The sequence below is a fragment of the Chitinibacter tainanensis DSM 15459 genome (assembly GCF_000429785.1).
GTDB classification, from domain to species: domain Bacteria; phylum Pseudomonadota; class Gammaproteobacteria; order Burkholderiales; family Chitinibacteraceae; genus Chitinibacter; species Chitinibacter tainanensis.
This window is the reverse complement of record NZ_KE386951.1, coordinates 573269-590209: the sequence shown is the minus strand read 5'-3', so window position 1 is coordinate 590209 and position 16941 is coordinate 573269. Positions and strand designations below refer to the sequence as shown.

Annotated in this window: 15 protein-coding genes and 1 riboswitch; of the genes, 3 read left to right on the top strand and 12 right to left on the bottom strand. The window is 58.1% G+C overall.

Annotated features, from left to right (window positions below; genetic code table 11):
• Nucleotides 1-156: 156 nt before the first annotated feature.
• From G482_RS0112245 to G482_RS0112190, 12 genes are all read right to left on the bottom strand, one after another.
• On the bottom strand, nucleotides 157-951 hold the full coding sequence (locus G482_RS0112245) for an EAL domain-containing protein (protein ID WP_051258982.1): 795 nt from the start codon (nucleotides 949-951) through the stop codon (nucleotides 157-159).
• 188 nt (nucleotides 952-1139) lie between these two features.
• Nucleotides 1140-2675, bottom strand: a complete 1536-nt coding sequence (locus G482_RS0112240; RefSeq protein ID WP_028450269.1) for a TolC family protein — start codon at nucleotides 2673-2675, stop codon at nucleotides 1140-1142.
• Nucleotides 2668-4623, bottom strand: coding sequence for an FUSC family protein (locus G482_RS18545; RefSeq protein WP_169721077.1), 1956 nt, complete (start codon nucleotides 4621-4623; stop codon nucleotides 2668-2670). The genes G482_RS0112240 and G482_RS18545 overlap by 8 nt, the downstream gene beginning before the upstream one ends.
• A gap of 10 nt (nucleotides 4624-4633) precedes the next feature.
• The gene (mdtN, locus tag G482_RS0112230) at nucleotides 4634-5677 is read right to left on the bottom strand and encodes a multidrug transporter subunit MdtN (RefSeq protein WP_028450268.1); all 1044 of its coding nucleotides are present in this window, start codon (nucleotides 5675-5677) and stop codon (nucleotides 4634-4636) included.
• Between the two features lie 18 nt (nucleotides 5678-5695).
• Nucleotides 5696-5926, bottom strand: a complete 231-nt coding sequence (locus G482_RS0112225; protein ID WP_211227617.1) for a YtcA family lipoprotein — start codon at nucleotides 5924-5926, stop codon at nucleotides 5696-5698.
• Nucleotides 5927-6337: 411 nt separating this feature from the next.
• Entirely contained in the window at nucleotides 6338-7411 is a 1074-nt protein-coding gene (locus G482_RS19700; protein WP_051258979.1) for a DUF1513 domain-containing protein, read from the bottom strand.
• A gap of 3 nt (nucleotides 7412-7414) precedes the next feature.
• The gene (locus G482_RS0112215) at nucleotides 7415-8407 is read right to left on the bottom strand and encodes an imelysin family protein (protein ID WP_028450266.1); all 993 of its coding nucleotides are present in this window, start codon (nucleotides 8405-8407) and stop codon (nucleotides 7415-7417) included.
• A gap of 13 nt (nucleotides 8408-8420) precedes the next feature.
• A complete protein-coding gene (locus G482_RS0112210) occupies nucleotides 8421-9812 on the bottom strand; it encodes a di-heme oxidoreductase family protein (protein WP_028450265.1) in 1392 nt (463 codons plus the stop codon).
• 98 nt (nucleotides 9813-9910) lie between these two features.
• Nucleotides 9911-10150 carry a hypothetical protein gene (locus G482_RS0112205; protein WP_028450264.1) on the bottom strand — a complete coding sequence of 80 codons (240 nt, stop codon included), beginning with the start codon at nucleotides 10148-10150 and terminating at the stop codon, nucleotides 9911-9913.
• Between the two features lie 44 nt (nucleotides 10151-10194).
• A complete protein-coding gene (locus G482_RS0112200) occupies nucleotides 10195-11334 on the bottom strand; it encodes an imelysin family protein (RefSeq protein WP_028450263.1) in 1140 nt (379 codons plus the stop codon).
• 320 nt (nucleotides 11335-11654) lie between these two features.
• Nucleotides 11655-12515 (bottom strand): lysophospholipid acyltransferase family protein, encoded by an 861-nt coding sequence (locus G482_RS0112195; RefSeq protein ID WP_028450262.1) that lies wholly within the window; start codon nucleotides 12513-12515, stop codon nucleotides 11655-11657.
• Nucleotides 12512-13399 (bottom strand): lysophospholipid acyltransferase family protein, encoded by an 888-nt coding sequence (locus G482_RS0112190; protein WP_034619544.1) that lies wholly within the window; start codon nucleotides 13397-13399, stop codon nucleotides 12512-12514. Before G482_RS0112190 ends, G482_RS0112195 begins: the two co-directional genes overlap by 4 nt.
• An 84-nt stretch (nucleotides 13400-13483) precedes the next feature.
• Between G482_RS0112190 and metK the strand changes: the two genes are divergently transcribed.
• From metK to ahcY, 3 genes are all read left to right on the top strand, one after another.
• Nucleotides 13484-14653, top strand: coding sequence for a methionine adenosyltransferase (gene metK / locus G482_RS0112185; protein WP_028450260.1), 1170 nt, complete (start codon nucleotides 13484-13486; stop codon nucleotides 14651-14653).
• Between the two features lie 143 nt (nucleotides 14654-14796).
• Nucleotides 14797-15249 (top strand): hypothetical protein, encoded by a 453-nt coding sequence (locus G482_RS0112180; RefSeq protein WP_028450259.1) that lies wholly within the window; start codon nucleotides 14797-14799, stop codon nucleotides 15247-15249.
• Nucleotides 15250-15328: 79 nt separating this feature from the next.
• Nucleotides 15329-15417, top strand: a riboswitch (S-adenosyl-L-homocysteine riboswitch).
• Between the two features lie 93 nt (nucleotides 15418-15510).
• Nucleotides 15511-16911: an adenosylhomocysteinase gene (ahcY, locus tag G482_RS0112175; protein ID WP_028450258.1), complete on the top strand. Its 1401-nt coding sequence runs from the start codon at nucleotides 15511-15513 to the stop codon at nucleotides 16909-16911.
• The last annotated feature ends 30 nt before the right edge of the window (nucleotides 16912-16941 follow it).

Sequence of the window (16941 nt, the reverse complement as noted above, 5' to 3'; positions counted from 1 at the left end):
ATATGCTAATGGGATTGCTGGCTGGAGCTCAACTTTTGCGCTGCGATTGTGCTGTTTGGGTGTCTGGAGGGGCGAGGCGGATCGGGGGATGGATTGAGAGTGCCGCTGAGGTAGATCACTGTACCTAGTTTGCTTAGGATGGCGCCATCACTACTTTTATTTGCCAATACTCACCGTGGGTAATGCTTCGATGTGTGGTTTGGCAAAGTAATAGCCCTGAAAAAGATGAACGCCCATGGCATTTAATACCGCGAATTCATCGGCAGTTTCTACGCCTTCGGCGATGACTTGGATATTTAAATGCGAGCAGGTGAGCAAAATACCCGCCAGAATGGCTTGCCGGCTGGCGCTGTGATTAATGCCCCGCGTCAATTCCATATCAATCTTCAGAATGTCGGGCTGAAAAGTCGCGAGCAAATTCAGTCCCGAATATCCGGCCCCGAAATCATCAATCGCTGTGGTAAAGCCGCGCTGGCGATAGGCCGCAAAAATGCTAATCAGATGCTCGCTATCCACAACTCTTTCGCCTTCCGTGACTTCAAACATCAGCCGATCGGTTGGAAACTGGAAACGCTCGGCAGCCTCGAGAGTGGCGCGAATGCAAGTTTCAGGGCGATAAACTGCATTGGGTAAAAAATTAATCGAGAGTAGGCAATCAGGCAGATGCTGCAAACCGAGCCCCGCGGCTAATTCAATCGCCTTAACTCGGCAGGCCTGGTCGAATTTATAGCGGTTGCCATCATTCACCTGGCTCAGAATATCTGCTGCGGTTTCGCCGTTCTTGCCCCGAATCAAGGCTTCATAGGCAAATGGCCGGGCTTTTGTGACATCCCAAATGGGTTGGAACGCCATCGTAAAATCAAAACCTAGATCATCCAGATTGCGGCATTGGTCACACCCGACTGACTGAAAATGACCCTGGAATGCGGGTGTGATCTGGATGTTCTGCATGCTCGACTCTCTTTTTGGTGCAGGAAATTTGGCTCAACCCAAGCAGCATAGCCGGTTTTACTCGGCAACACTGAGGGCCATGCCAATCGTTCGTGAGTGTTGCAGGGGGTTAGATACAGAGGGCATGCCGCGCGCTGCGCCCATCTGATGCGTCAACAAGGCGCGGTGGCTGAAGTAGCGTCATGTCCTTACTCCGGTGCCTTACCTAAGGCCCCGGTCGCGAGCGCCAACGTGGCGGCCGCAGTGAGCGTGGCGCTATAGCTATCGGCTAGCGTATTTTTGGCCACAAGCAATTGGGTTTGCGCGCTGGTGACCTCGCTGATCGAGCCTACTCCATGCTGATAGGCAGCCAAGGCCGCCTCGTAGGTGGTTTGCGTGGCCGATACAAGCGCTTCTGCTGCGCTGTAGGCCGCCAGATGGCTTTGTAAGGCATTGCGCGCGACCACAACCTGGCGAATGGCTTCATCCTTCGTGCGGCTTAGGTGCAGCTCGGTATTTTCCGCCGCGATCTTGGCTTTGGCTAAGGCCGTGCTGCGTGCGCCGGCGTCGTATAAGGGTACCGTGACTCCGAGGAAAATCTGTCCACTATGCCGTGAGCCATTTAAATCTAGCGTGGGCGCCAACGGCCCCAGCGAAGGAATCAGTGTGGTGCTGGATGCGCCAGCGCTTTGCGCGAGCGAGGTCACCACAAACACCTTGGGTTTGAATTCCGCTTGCACCGCTTCAATGTGCGCTTGGCTGGCGGCTTGTGCCGCATAGGCGCTTAATACATCGGGGCGTCGCGACAAGGCCGCGGTCAGCGTTTGTTCTACGGCGGGAAGTAGGGTCGGCGTTAATTGCCGACCGGCAGCGCTAGCGATCTTGAATTTACTCAGTGGCGAAATCCCCATTGCCGATAGCAAGCCTAAATAGGCGTTCTCGAGTGCCCCATTGGCCTGCACCAGCGCCAGATTGGCCTGAGCATAGGCTTGGCGAGCCTGCGCGACTTCCATTACGGTGCCGATGCCGTTGTGGCGGCGGGCTTCGGCCGCTTGCTGGATGATTTTGGCATTTTGCAAGGATTGGGTGGCGCTCTCCACTCGAGCTTGGGCTGCTGCATGAACGTAATAGGCGCTCACAATGCCGTAAATCAGCTGCTGATGACTAGCCATAAAGGCAATATTGGCGATGACGGCCCCTTGCTCGGCCACCCTGAGCATGGCGGCTCTTGCCCCGAAATCAAACAGTAGCCATTCCAGTGAAAGCGCTGCGACCGAGCCCGATGCTGTTGTTTCGCTGCTGCCGCCAATCCCTTCGACACGGCTGTGTTTGAAACTGGCTTGCCCGGCGCCAATGAGGCTGGCGTTTATTTTGGGATAGAAACTGCTTTGCGCTGCCGCGACCGCCAGTGCGGCTTGGCGAGACTCATTCCAGGCCATCCGGGTGGTTGGGTGGCGGGATAAGGCAATCTCGATCAAATCAGCCAGTGCGTATGCTTTTCCGGCCTCCAGCGTCAACGGCTCCGGTAACAGGCCAAGCTCATCATTGGCGGGCAGTACGAAATTTAGCTCTTGCGCAGTGGGCGCATTGGCTGGGGCGCCTGCCACAATTTGCCCGCTCGCAGTGGTGGCCGGTATCCAAGGTTGGTCCGGGCGGGGGGGCGCTAGATCAGCGGCAAAGCTGGCGAGGTTGGGCAGGCACAAGGCGGCGAGGGCAAAGCTCGCCATGGGGGATTGCTTACGCATGGTCTGGCTCTTCCGGCGAGGTGGTGGCTTGTAGCGCGAGAATGCGCTCCAAGTCTTGTAGGCATGATTCAAGGTGTGGATCCAGACTGGGCTCACTACTAGGGCTAGGTGGCCAAGTGCCGTGGGGTTGAGCGCCGGCAGCGGATGGATTCAGGCGCGCTAGGCGCTGCGCGATGGCGGTTCTGGCTGCGGGGGGCTGGGTGCTTGCCGCAAGCAAGCACAGCAGTAAAGGCCCAATGAGGCGGCTGATGTGTTGGGCGGTTTGCTGCTGCTGGGCGAGCCAGGCGGCCGATGGGCGAATGGCGGCAGGTTCAAACCGGATTAAACCTAAATCGCGCTCTACTGTACTTAAGGCGGCGCTTAGTGTGCTGGCTTGGCGTTGTAGTTCAGCGTGGTTGTCGGCACGGCCCATCTCGCCCAAGCCTTGCAGTAAGCGCGCCAGCCCTGAGTCGATGCGTGGGGCGATGCTCACCGGCCAGAGATAGGTAAACACCAGCGAGATCATCAGAAAACCCAGCAACATGCCTAATAGCCGATCACGGGCGCCGACCAGATCAAACGACGCTGAATCCCCCTGAATCACGCAGATAAAAAACGCAAATGCAATCTGCAAGCCGGCATAGGCAATCTGCGCGCTGCCCCCGACAACCCACGCTGATAATGCCGCCCCGATAAACACCAAGATTAATAAGGGGGTGATCGAAGTGAAGGTGGGGATCAGCCACACCAAGGCCAGCACGCCAGCCAGTGCGCCCACGAAGCAGCCGAAAATACGTAGCCGCAACTTTTCCTGCGTCTCGGCCGTGGTCGCCAGTGCGACGATGTAGCAGGTGATGAGGCTGGTGTGAATGCCGGGCCAGTTGAGCGCGGTATAAATCAAGTAGCAGGCCATGGCGGCTGCGGTGGTTTTGAGGGCGTAGCGCAGATGCATTGGATTACTAAACGCATCGGCGACAAAAAAGCCGCTAGCCTCGCGGTTGGCCGCCGGGCTGGCAGGCACAGCTGCCGTGGGCGGTATCGTTAAGCCCAGCAGACAGGCAGACATTTGCTGCCAGAGGGTTTGCGCATACTTGGAGTCGCCATCCCCCGGCAGGTGGGCGGCTAGATTAGGGCGGGCGGGGTATTCGCCAGCGCGAAAACTGCTCGCGATGGTGTTGAGTGCCTGCGCCAGCTGCTGTCGTGCCGAGGCAGGAAAGTCCGGCTCTTGTGCTGCCACCTTGAGCAACAGTAGCAGTGGGGTGATGGTTTGCGTGGCGTGATCCAGAGCTGCTAGTTCATTGGCGGGGGCCGTCTTTTCCAGTTTTGCCAGCTTTAGCCATTGGCCGATTTGGGTTGTGCCTTCAGCCAGGATTTGTGTCCAGGCGTGGGCTGGGGCTGCGTTTGGTGGCGCGCTCAACTGGCTCGCCGCTAGCTCCAGCCGGTGGGCCAGGGCTTGTTCGGCTAAGCGCCGGGGGACTGGGCCCAGTAGCAAATTAATAAGGATGCAGCTTGCTGCTGGGATCGCCGCAAACAGCCAGGCGTAGAGCAAGGCTCTGGTCACGATCTCGCCGCTGGGGGCCTGCCCAAGCAGATCCAGCGCATACACCATGATCAGCGCGATGATGGCTCCCACTGGGCGCAATTTGCTCGCCGAAGTACAAAACAGTAACAGGATGGAGAACCCCACCATGCTGGCTACCCGCAGCATCGGCTCATCGATCAATGGCCTGGCCATCAGTAGCACCACCCCGATCAGCAGTGTTGCCAATACCACGATTGCCAGGCTCTGGATGATGCTGCTAACGCGATCGGTTTTGCTCAGAAAAAACACCAAATAAACCGTTAATGCGGGCTCCGGGGTGGCAAAGTACACCACCGCCAAGGTGGTCAGTAGGCAAATCAGCGCCGTGCGCAGGGCATATTCCAGCCGCCCCGGGCTTGGGCGCAGCAGCTGCAGGAGTGTAGGCATGTGCCAGATCTTAGGCTGGGCGCTTGCAGGCTGCGCCATGCTTGATCTCGACCAGCGCGCTGGCGCCGAGGCGGGTGACTTGGGTCGGTGGGTGCTCAAGGCGTATTCGCACCGGGAAGCGCTGCGCCACCCGCACCCAGTTCAATGAACGTTCCACATATGGCACCGAGCGCGGCAGCGTGATGTGGCCGGTATCCATGACCCCCCAGCCAATACCCTGCACGACACCTTTGATGGCTAGGCTGGGATTAATCATCGAATACACGGTGACACAATCCCTGGGGGCAATGGCCTTTAGCTCGGTTTCCCGAAAATTGGCCAGCGCAAACCATTCTTCGGTATTCACCAAGGTAAATAGCGATTGCGACGGGGCCACCATTTCACCGGGCGAGACGCTTAAGCCCACTACCCGGCCCGCTTGAGTGGCTTTTACCGTGGTATTGGCCAGTGCGTGCTGCGCTAAGGCTAATGCGGCCATTCGCGCCTGCACGGTGGCCTGTGCGCTATCGAGCGTGCCAATCGCCGCAGTGGCGGCGGTTTCCTGCGCTTTGGCCTGCAGCAGCGAGGTGTGTGCATCGCGCTGGGCGGTTACAGCTTGATCTAATTGCTGTTGTGGCACATACCCGCTGGCCGCCAGTGGGCGCAGGCGTTCAACAGTGCGGGTGGCCAAGGCCAGGTTGCTGGTGTTGCGGCTGATCTGCTCGGTGGCAATGCGGGCTGTGGCTTGTTGCACCGCCAGCTCGCGTTGTTTTGTGGCTAATGCCGCCTGCGCCAGTGCCAAATCCGCTTGTGCCTGCTCTACCGCCAGACGATAGGGTGCGGGGTCGATTTGAAACAGCGTCTCTCCGGCTTGCACATGCTGGTTTTCGCTTACCGCGATGCGGATAACCCGCCCGCCCACCGCGGCGGCGGCATGGGTTACATCCGCATCGATTGAAGCCTCATCTGTGGAGGGAAGCTGTGATTTGCGCTGCCACACATACAGCCCCAAAGCGATGGTGAGCACGATGAGGGACAGCGAGATGAGCTTGCCAAGCAGCGGGTGTTTTTTCATTTTTGTGTATTCAGATGATTAGCCAAACCAGGTCAGCCACAACAAGAGGGCGCAGATGGCGCCGATCGAGGTACATACCCACAGCGGATAAGGCAGGAATTCGGCTAACTTGAGTGCTAGCAGGACGCAGCGCGCCGCAATCGCGGCGCCAACCCCGATCAGCGCGCAAACCAGCCAAGCCGGAAACTGCGCTCCAAATAAGCTAAACGCGGGGGCGATGGATGAGCTGCAGGCGCTCAACTGCGTCACGAGTAATAGCGCAGCTAAGCGTCTTGGCCTTGGTGGTTTTCTGGCAATGATGTTCATCGGCACGCGTTCTGCTCAGTAATCGGCCTGCGATTTGACGCGGGCGCTTGGCTTTATGATGGGTGCCACTATCTCTGTCAAAGAGTGTAATGAATGCGCTTTAAAGTTTTGTGATTGTCAGTCGGGTTGACCAAAAAACAGCTCACAGGCGTGGGCTGAAAAGACAAAGCAACTGCTACCGTTGCTCTGGCAACGCTGCCCGGTGGTGGATGAATTACTTAATGAAATGGGCGACTTAAGTAAAAGTGCTCGGCGGGTTTTTACTCGATTGGCTTGCCAGGCACGCTTAGGCTTAAGCGTTAGGTGATTTCACTGAGCTACCGCCGCCAGGCGTGACTGACTGGCGGCAGGGCATCAAGTGGCGATCACCAAATGGTTATCCCATTTCTGCTGGGTATAGCCCGCGAGCCTTTGAATGGACTGGTCTGCAGCCTGATACTGGTAGATGCCACCCTCTTCGCTGCTAATCCAGGCTTGCTGGCCGCGGCTGGCGATGCCGGCGGGGCGGGGGATGGCGAGGGCGGGCAAAGGGCTGCCGTTGCTGCGCCAGCGGGCCAGCTGGTTGCCGCGCATGGCGCTGATGAGAAATTCGTTCCCCACCGCCGCAATGCTGGCGCCGTAGCCCATGAGTCCGGCGGGCTGCTCGGCGAGGATCAGCCGCTCGCCACCGGGTGGCAGCAGGGCCAGCAGCGGCGCATCGCGATGCTGGCTGGCGCTGGCATATTCGGCCTGCATGGCAATCCCCAGCGTGCCGTCGCTGGCGCGCGCGAGATGGCGCAGGCTCAGGGCTTTATCCGGTAGGCTGTAATTAGCCAGCAATTTGCCCGATGGCCATTCAAGCAGCGCCACGCTTGGGTTCATGGCGCCGCGATTGAGTTTGGTGCGGCCGGTTTCCGGCAAGGTGAGAATCCCGCCATTGGCCACCGCCAGTATCTTGCCTGGTACTAGCCATAGCAATTCATGTGGGCCGATGCCCCCGGAGGGTATTTCGCCCAGCCGCTTCAAAGTGTGTGCTTCGTAAATGCCCAGTAGGCCGGCGCTGGTGTCGTCGTTGTTTTCGGTGGTCAATAAGGTTGACGTATCGGGGGTGAGCAGGGCGTGGCCGAAAAAGTGCCGATCAAAGGCTGCGTCGGCCAGCTGCAGTAGCTCGCCGCGTTGCCAGTTGATGCGGGCCAGCCACACCCCCAACCGGCGGCTAAGCACAATCGCCTCGCCGTGGGGCAAGGGCAAAATGGCGTGGCCACGGCTAGGTAGGTCAACCACTTTGCCATTGATCGCGCCAAAGCCATTGACGGTCTCGCCCCAGTAGGCGCTCAGCAGCGTGGGCGCCGGCTCGCTGGCTTTCACCCACGGGCTAAGCAGCGAAATGGCGCTAATTTGCAGCGAACAGCGCAGAAAATCGCGGCGGCTAGGCGCATGCATCACCATCGCTTAATCCCCATCGCCTTCGGTAAAGCCCAGCGTCAGGTCGAGCTTTTCCGCAACCTGATCTTGCAGGATTTTGCGTGCCTGCTGGATGGCTTTGCTGCAGCCCAGCCGTGCGGCGCTGGTGGCCTTGTCGAGGTTGGCGGGCAGCTGGCCGCAGCTACTTTGGGCGCTCGCGAGAGTTTGCTGCATGCGCTGATCCAGCGCGCTATGGCCATCGGCCTGCAATTGCCGGCTAATGCCGCCATAGGCCAGCGCGGCCCCTTGCAGCTGCGCCAACAGCTGGGCTTTGCTGCTGCCGCTGCGCCATTCCACAAATTGCTCGGCGCTTACCGCGTCGGCGGTGGGCATGCGTTTGCCCAGCCCGGTGAGGCTGGCAATCAGCAGGTTCACATGCTCAGAGAACATATTGCGGCGGAAAAACGGGTTTTCGGCGCCCAGCTGCTCGCGATAAATCCGCCAGCCTTCATCGAGGGTATGTGTTTCGGTGGCAATCTGCTGGCTGATTTGCTGCAGATACCCACAACGCGCTGGGTTTTTCAGCTTGGCCAGCTGCGCCTTGGGCTGATTATCACCCCACAGCAGGTATTCGGCTGCGCCCAGCCCCTGGGTAGCCACATTGGCTGGCCCGCCGTTGATTGCGGTTTCGAGCTCATTGATGCGGGTGGGGCGAAAATCAATTTTGCGGCCCAGCCGCGCCAGCACCATTGGCCCGGCCGGGGCGCCATCCAGCGCGCGCCAGGCGCTGCTGGTGGCTAGCCAGGCTTGGCGGGTGGCTTGCAGCTGCGCTTCGTCGGGTTTGGCGCACAGCGTAGCGCTGCGGCTGGCCAGCTGCTCGGCCGCGCGGGTCAGTGCCTGCTGGCGTGGCAGATAGCCTTCGTCCAGCCATTGCTGGGCTTGCGCGGCAGTGGGCTCGGGGCCGCTAAATTCGGGCTCGGCGGCTTGGGCGAGCTGCGTCAGCGCCAGTAGCAGAGCGGTAAAAAGCAATGAGTTGCGCATAGTGGCCTCGGGCTTAGAGCGAATTCAGGAAGGTCAACAGGTTGTCCCTATCCTGCGCCGTGAGTTTTAGTACATATTGCTGGCTGGCTGCGGCTTCACCGCCGTGCCAGAGTACCGCTTCCATCAGGTTACGCGCGCGGCCATCGTGCAGAAAACGCGTGTGGCCGTTCACGGTATGCACCAGCCCCAAGCCCCACAGCGGCGGGGTTTTCCACTGGCGACCATTGGCGCGGCCATCGGGGCGACCATCGGCCAAACCTTCGCCCATATCGTGCAGTAGCAGGTCGGTGTACGGATAAATAGTCTGATTTGCCAGCTGCGGAATGGCTTTGAATTCACCCGTTTTATAGCTTGGCGTATGGCAGCTGACGCAATTGGCGTCTTTGAAAATCTGCTTGCCACGCAGCACGGCGGCGCTGTCGGCATCGCGGCGCGTGGGGACGGCCAGCGTTTGCGAATACAAAATCACCTGTTTTAGCGTTTTGTCGTCAATTTCGGGTTTGCCACCGCTCGGCGCTTTTTTGCAATCAGTCTGCGCTGGCATGCAGTCTTCGTGCGGATTAATGCTTGAGGTAATACCGATATCGCCAAGGAAAGCGCCGGCGCTTTGGTGGCCAATCGAGGCGACATTGGCCTTCCAGCCAAAGCGCCCGATCAGCTCTTTTTTGGCGAAAGCGTCGTACACGTAGTTGGGCTCGCCAGCGATGCCTTTATTGTCGGCCTTTTGCTTGGCCGCATTGGCGAGGATGTCTTTCTCAGGTATTGCCTCTAACAGCCCGAGCCCAATCATCTGCGGGGCAATACGGGGGGAGAGCATCACGTCTTTATGCATTGGCCCATAAGCCAGATCGCTAATGCGGTAGTGCGGTTTCAGTAGTTCATACGGCGTGCCATCGGCAAATTGGCCGGTGATGGGCTCGTATTTAATCTGCACCTGGCCTTCGGGCTTCACATACGGAATGGCGCGATTATTCAGCTGGCCGCCGTAAACCGGATCGGGCTTCTGACCGGGAATCGACAGACGAATCAGCAAAGCCATTGGCTGCTCTTGCTGAATGCCATTGCTAAAGTCGGGCGGCGCGCCGCGACCATCGAGCGTATGACAGGCGCCGCACGATTGCGCCACAAAATGCGGGCCTAAGCCATCGCGTGCCTTGGTGGACGACGGCGCTTCCACCCAGGCTTTTTTAAAGAAAGAATTACCAACCACAAAATCGGTTTTTTGCTGATCGGTGAGGCCGGGGTAGGGTAGCGAGAAGGCATTTTTGCCGTGATCGTCAGTGGTGCCGACTTCGCCGCCGGGCGTTTCCTCGGCAGGCTCAAACGCCGCGAGCAGCGCCGCGCCTTCATACGCCAGCACCGAGCCCGCGAGCAGGCAGCCCATTAGGGTGAGTTTGGTTTTCATCGGGTTTCCCTAACAATGACAAAACCCCAGCCCACTGGCTGAGGTTTTGTAAGCGCTAATCAGTTAGCTGTATTTGATCGTGACTTGCAGCGATCACCTTATCGTTTGAAAAGTGCGATGAAGTCTTCCCATTTTCCAGACTGGTTCAGTTTTCTTAGCTTTATCGTGTTGTATTTGTTGTAAAAATAGATAGCCACCGCAATTGGGAGCACAACAAAGAGGATTAGCGCCTCGATGACCGTGGCATCTGCTTCAGTGATAAGTTTTAAAAAGCTATGGTCTGGAAATAACACCAGAACAACTAGCGCACCCAATCCGCATGCAATGAAATTAATCATCTCTTCTCCGTGCTGTCACAAGCGTCTGTTGTAGTGCTTGTCGTTCACACGCTAGTATTCAGCCGCTTAATGCCCAGCTCTTTGGCTGCATTCACTAGATTTTTAGTCTGATTTTTCAGCGATTCCACCACCGCTTGCACGCGTTTGCGGCCCGGCGCGTCTTTTTTGCCGACGATTTCGCGATCAAATGGCGCTTGGATGGCTTCGGCGGCTTGCACGCTGGTGGCCATATCGCGGCTCACTGCGTCGGCGACTTCGGCATTTTTCTGCGCCACCAGCGCTTTCAAACTCGCGCCTTCAATCACTTCGCCCGAGCGGCGTACAAACCGGCCTTCCCACACGTTTTGAATGCCTTTGGCGTTGGCCACGATATCGCGGTGGGTGTTATCCGAGAAACATGAGTGCTCGTCTTCCTGGTTTTGCGTATCCAGCGCCACTTCAATGCGCTCGCCGGCCAGTTCGCCACGACTTAACGTGCCCAGACTGGTGAAGATTTTCTTGATGCTGTCCTGACCGCCTTTTTCAAACTGGGCGCGGAAATTTTTCTGGTTGGGCTGCCATTCTTTTTCGACGCTGGCCAAGTCATCCACCAGCATTTGCGTGACTAATTTCAGGTATTCGCCGCGGCGTTTGGCGTTCGGCGCGGTGGTGTAATCGGTGTACGGGCGCTGGCCGGCGCTATCGCGGCTCAAGTCTTGGCCCCACAGCAAGAATTCAATCGCGTGCCAGCCGGTGGCGATGTTTTCTTCGCCGCCGCGCTCGTTCAGGCTGCGCAGTTTGGCTTCGGTAATTGGCGTTTTGCTATTGATAATGCCTGCTTTGGCCTTGCCTTTCACGCTGTCGATGTACGCTTCATCCAGCGGCCAGGCGTTGATAAAGCCTTCCGGGCCGGTTTCACTATCAATTGGGCCGCCGTAAAAGCGGAAAGCTTCGGTTTGGCCATACCATTCGCGCGCTTCCAGCCATGCGGCTTGGGCAGCTTTTTGCGTGTCGGCCGATGGATTGGCGATAAAGGCGTCGATCTTGGCTTGCATCTCGCGCGCGCTGCTCAAGCTGTCTTGATAGCCGGCCGCTACCTGCGTGGCGTATTGGCTGATGACTTGTTGCTGGGTGATCTCGGCGGCCATGGCTGGCGCGGCGTGCAGCAGGCCGCTGCAAAGCAGGGCAAGGGCTAGTTTTTTCATCATCGCTCGCTCGCGGCTAGGGGCCGCTGTGTCGTTATCAAAATAGAATGATTCTCAGTGTATTTGATAACGCTTCTCAATGGCAAGAGCTGGCCCGGCGGGCTTGCAGCAGGGTTGTGCCACAGCTGAGGCCAGCTTGGTGCGCGGGTGGCGCAAGCACTCGGGGCGACCACTGCGCAGCATGTGCAGCCAGTGAGCCGGCAAGCGTGGCTTGGCCTGAGGCTGGTGCTGGCGTTGCCCGAGTGATCGGGGTGGGTTATTGCTTTAGGGTATACGCTCTAGGCTATTGCTATTATTGCACTACAGCGCAATACCTACCCCTAGTAAACGCTGGCTTCGCCTTCGGGGCGGGTTTTAAAGCGGCGGTGCAGCCAGAAATACTGGCTAGGATATTCCAGCACTTTACGCTCGATAAACTGATTCATGCGCAAGGTATCGGCCGCCGCATCGGCGCTGGGGAAATTGTCCCACGCCGCTTCGTAGCGCAACACCAGCTGCGAGCCGCGCAGTGTGGCGATCATCGGGATGACCGCGGCGCCGCTCATTTTGGCAATGCGCGAGAGCGCCGGAATGGTGGCAGTGGGTACGCCAAAAAACGGCACAAAGATCGATTCTTTCGGGCCCAGATCCTGATCGGGCAGGTAGTAAAAGGCGATGCCCTGCTTTAAAGCGCGAATAATCGGCCGGATACCGTCGGCGCGGGGCACCAGCAATGGCTGGCGAAAGCGCCGGCGGATGCGCAGGCTAATTTCATTAAACGCACCGCGCTGCGAGGCCAGATAGGCCGAGCCATCGTGTTCCATTGCGTAGCGCACGCCACCAAAATCCAGCCCCAAGAAGTGCGGTGAAAGCAAAATCACCGGCTGGCCGGTATGCGCCGCCAGATGCTCCTCACCTTCAACCCGCACCAAGCGGCGAATGCGGGCGGCACTGCCCCAATACAAAATGCTGTAGGCCAGAAACAAATGCGCGGCCTGACAAAAATGCTGGCGCAACACCTGCGCGCGTTGGGCGGCCGGCCAAGCGGGGAAGCACAGGCGCAAATTGGTTTCGCCAATGTGGCGGCGGCGTTTGAGCATAGCGTAAAGCAGCAGCCCGATCGGAATGCTGACCCAGCGCATCAGCGGGAAAGGTATCCAGTGCAGTAGCCACAAGAGGGCGGCGAGCAGGCGGGTACTCATGCGGCCTCCGACGGGTAGGCGGGCGGCAGTGGCGCCCCTGCCGGATGTTTAAAGCGGCTGTAGCTCCAGAAATATTGCTCGGGAATCTGGCGGATCAGGTCTTCCAGATTTTGATTCATCACCGTGGCATCGTGCTCGGGCTCGCCGGTAAGCTCACCCACAAACGGCTGTACATGAAAGCGGTAGCCACGGCCAATGCCGAGGCGCTCGGTATAGCAGGGCAGAATAATGGCATTGCTGGCGCGGGCCATTTTGGCCAGCAAAATCATGGTATAGGCCGGCTGGCCAAAAAACGGCGCCCACACGCCTTCGCCGCCGCCCGGCACTTGATCGGGCAGCAGATAGGCCACGCCGCCTTGCTTGAGGGTTTTGAGTAGCACGCGCACGCCAGCGGCATTGGCCGGGGCGGGCTCGGCGCCGCCGCGCGAGCGTGAATAAATCATCAGTGGCTCAAGATAGGGCTGTTTGGGCGGACGATACAGCGGGGCCAGTTTGCGTGGGATGAGCCCGGCGACGCAGACGCCGGTCATCTCTAGCGCGCCCAGATGGGGCGACATAAAAATAATCGGCCGACCGCTGGTCAGCGCGGCTTCAACATGCTCCCAGCCGCGTTTTTCCCGCACCAAGGCCGTGAGGCTATGCAAAGGTCTCATCCAGTGCGGTAAAAATTCGAGGGCCGCGATGCCATGGGCAGGAATACTTGAGTGTAATAATCGGTTATAATCGCGGCTATTTTTCGCAATCGCACTTAACCTTAGATTGGTTCGCAGCACGCGCCGGTGACGGGGGGAGCCCCACCACACCAGCCAGCCAACGATCCAGCCTAGCGCTTGCAGCAAGGGCAGTGGCAGTCGGGCAAAGAGTTTGGTAATGGTCAGCAGCATTGACAATGTTGAAAGCCGGAATCAAATGCCGATTGTAGCTGCGATTGGCCCAAAAGGGGTCATGTAACCGAGGACAATACTGCAATGAAAGACTTTCTGTTTACTTCCGAATCGGTTTCTGAAGGCCATCCGGACAAGGTGGCAGACCAGATTTCCGACGCGATTCTGGATGCCATTCTGACTCAGGATAAAACGGCCCGCGTGGCAGCCGAGACTCTGGTGAACACGGGGTTGGTTGTGCTGGCCGGTGAAATCACCACCACCGCGAACATCGATTATATCCAGATCGCCCGCGATACCATCAAACGCATTGGCTACGATCATTCCGACATCGGTTTTGATTACAAAACGTGTGCCGTACTGGTGGCCTACGACAAACAGTCGCCCGATATCGCCCAAGGCGTGAACGAAGGCGAAGGCATCGATCTGGACATGGGCGCTGGCGATCAGGGCCTGATGTTTGGCTATGCCTGCGATGAAACGGCCCAACTGATGCCGGCATCGATTTACTACGCCCACCGTCTGGTACAGCGCCAAGCCGAATTGCGCAAAGATGGCCGCCTGCCGTGGCTGCGCCCCGATGCCAAATCGCAAGTGACCCTGCGTTACGATGGCGAAACCGGCAAGGTGAAGGAAGTGGATACCGTGGTACTGTCAACCCAGCACCACCCAGATGTATCGCACGAAGAATTGTCGGCAGCGGTGATCGAGCATGTGATCAAGCCGGTGTTGCCGGCCGAGTGGGTTACTGAAAACACCAAATTCATGGTGAACCCAACTGGCCGTTTCGTGATCGGCGGCCCAATGGGCGATTGCGGTCTGACTGGCCGTAAAATCATCGTGGATACCTACGGCGGTGCCGCGCCACACGGTGGCGGCGCTTTCTCGGGTAAAGACCCATCCAAAGTGGATCGCTCGGCCGCTTATGCGCTGCGCTATGTCGCGAAAAATATCGTGGCGGCCGGCATTGCCAAGCAATGTCTGGTGCAAGTGTCATACGCGATTGGCGTAGCTAAGCCGGTATCGATCATGGTCGACACCTGGGGCACTGGCGTGATCCCGAACGAAGCGATTGTGGAACTAATCCAGAATAACTTCGATCTGCGTCCGAAAGGCATTATCCAGATGCTGGATCTGCAGCGCCCGGTGTACGGCCGCACGGCCGCCTACGGCCACTTTGGTCGCGAAGAGCCGGATTTCTCGTGGGAGCGCACCGATAAGGTTGAGCAGCTCAAAGCTGCGGCAGGCCTGTAATCTTGCGCTAGCTAAAAAGCCGCCTTCGGGCGGCTTTTTTTATGCCTTTTTTGGGCGAGGGAGATACAGATCAAGATCATTGTCTTATCCCTATGCTGAAATAAGCCCATAAATCCTCATAAATCAATCACCGGAGCTTCATCATGCGCATTGTTACTCGACTTGCCTCCCCACCCGAATACCGCAAACTCGCGCCGTGGTTTAAAACGGCCGGTCAGGCAGAGCCGACGCTGGCCGATATGGTGTTGCTGGCCGAAACCGAGGGCGAGCTTTGTGGCGCACTGCGCGTGGTAATGGCTGGGGTGATTCGGCTAGAGAGTGTGATTGCCCGCGATGACGAAGTGCTGGCCACCTTATTGCAGCAGCTGGGCCGCTGGATCGGGCGCGAAGCCTGCTGGGCCGTGGTTAGCCCAGATGCCCTGCCGGTGTATCTGGCCGCAGGCTTTGTTGAGCAAGTCGCAGGGCCAGATACCCTAGTGAATGAAGCGGCAACTCAGGCGCGGGTGCTGTTGCAGCGGCCGGTGCCCGTCGATGCCGAGCCTACTGAGGCGATTGCGCTGGCGGCCAGTGGCGCGCAGCCCAGTGCTGGCGAATAGGCGTTTAGTCCTTGCCGCCCATCAGTTGGCTAGCCCGAAAGTAGGCAGCCAACGGCGCTAATTTACGCTAAAATTGCCCCACACCGAGGGGCGCTGCAGCCCGCCGGCCCTACCAGGGCCGCGTGAGTCAGGCTCGGTGCTTATCCAATTTAACGGCGCTCACCTATCGTTAAACCCTGCCGGGTTCGATGACCGTCGCTGCAGCACACCATCTGTTGCCGACTTAAGGTGAGCATCGACCCGGCCACATGGAGCATTATCGTGGCCGAATTTAAAGACTATCACGTAGCCGATATCAGCCTTGCCGCCTGGGGCCGCAAAGAGCTGAGCATTGCCGAAACCGAAATGCCGGGCCTGATGGCCGTGCGCGACCAATTTGGCGCGCAACAGCCATTGAAAGGCGCGCGCATTGCCGGTTCGCTGCATATGACGATCCAAACTGGCGTCTTGATCGAAGCGCTGAAAGCTTTGGGTGCTGATGTACGTTGGGTATCGTGCAATATTTTCTCGACGCAAGATCACGCTGCTGCGGCGATTGCTGCGGCGGGCACGCCCGTGTTCGCTTACAAAGGCGAATCGCTGGAAGAATACTGGGAATTCACGCACCGCATTTTCGACTTCGGTAACGGCGAATACGCGAATATGATTCTGGACGACGGCGGCGACGCAACGCTGTTGCTGCATTTGGGCGCACGCGCTGAAAGCGACTCGAGCCTCGTTGCGAATCCAACCAACGAAGAAGAAACCGTACTGTACGCCGCGATCAAAGCGCAAATTGCCAAAGATCCAAAATGGTATTCAACGCGTTTGGCTGCCATCATCGGTGTAACCGAAGAAACCACCACCGGCGTACACCGTCTGTACCAGATGCACGAGCAAGGCAAGCTGGCTTTCCCAGCGATCAACGTGAATGATTCGGTGACTAAATCAAAATTCGACAACCTGTACGGCTGCCGCGAATCATTGGTTGACGGTATCAAACGTGCAACTGACGTGATGATCGCCGGTAAAGTGGCGGTGGTATTGGGTTATGGCGACGTAGGTAAAGGTTGTGCGCAATCATTGCGCGGCCTGGGTGCAACGGTTTGGGTCACTGAAATTGACCCAATCTGCGCGCTGCAAGCTGCGATGGAAGGCTACCGCGTGGTGCGGATGGACGATGTGGCCGGCGAAGCCGACATTTTCGTTACCACCACTGGTAACGTTGGCGTGATCACGCACGATCACATGAAAGCGATGCGCCACAATGCGATCGTCTGCAATATCGGTCACTTCGACTCTGAAATCGAAGTCGCCAGCCTGCGCCAATACAACTGGGACAACATCAAGCCACAGGTTGACCACATCGAATTCCCTGATGGCAAACGCATCATCTTGTTGGCTGAAGGCCGCTTGGTGAACTTGGGCTGCGCAACCGGCCACCCTTCGTTCGTGATGTCCAACTCGTTTGCCAACCAAGTTTTGGCGCAAATCGAGTTGTTCACTAAGCGTGAACAATATCCAGTGGGCGTGTACGTACTGCCAAAACATCTGGACGAAATGGTAGCCCGTCTGCATCTGCAGAAAATCGGCGCGAAGCTGACCGTACTGAGCCCAGAGCAAGCCGCCTACATCGGCGTGCCAGTGGATGGCCCTTACAAGCCAGCGCACTATCGCTACTAAGCAACTCGCAAAACGCCCCTTGTGGGCGTT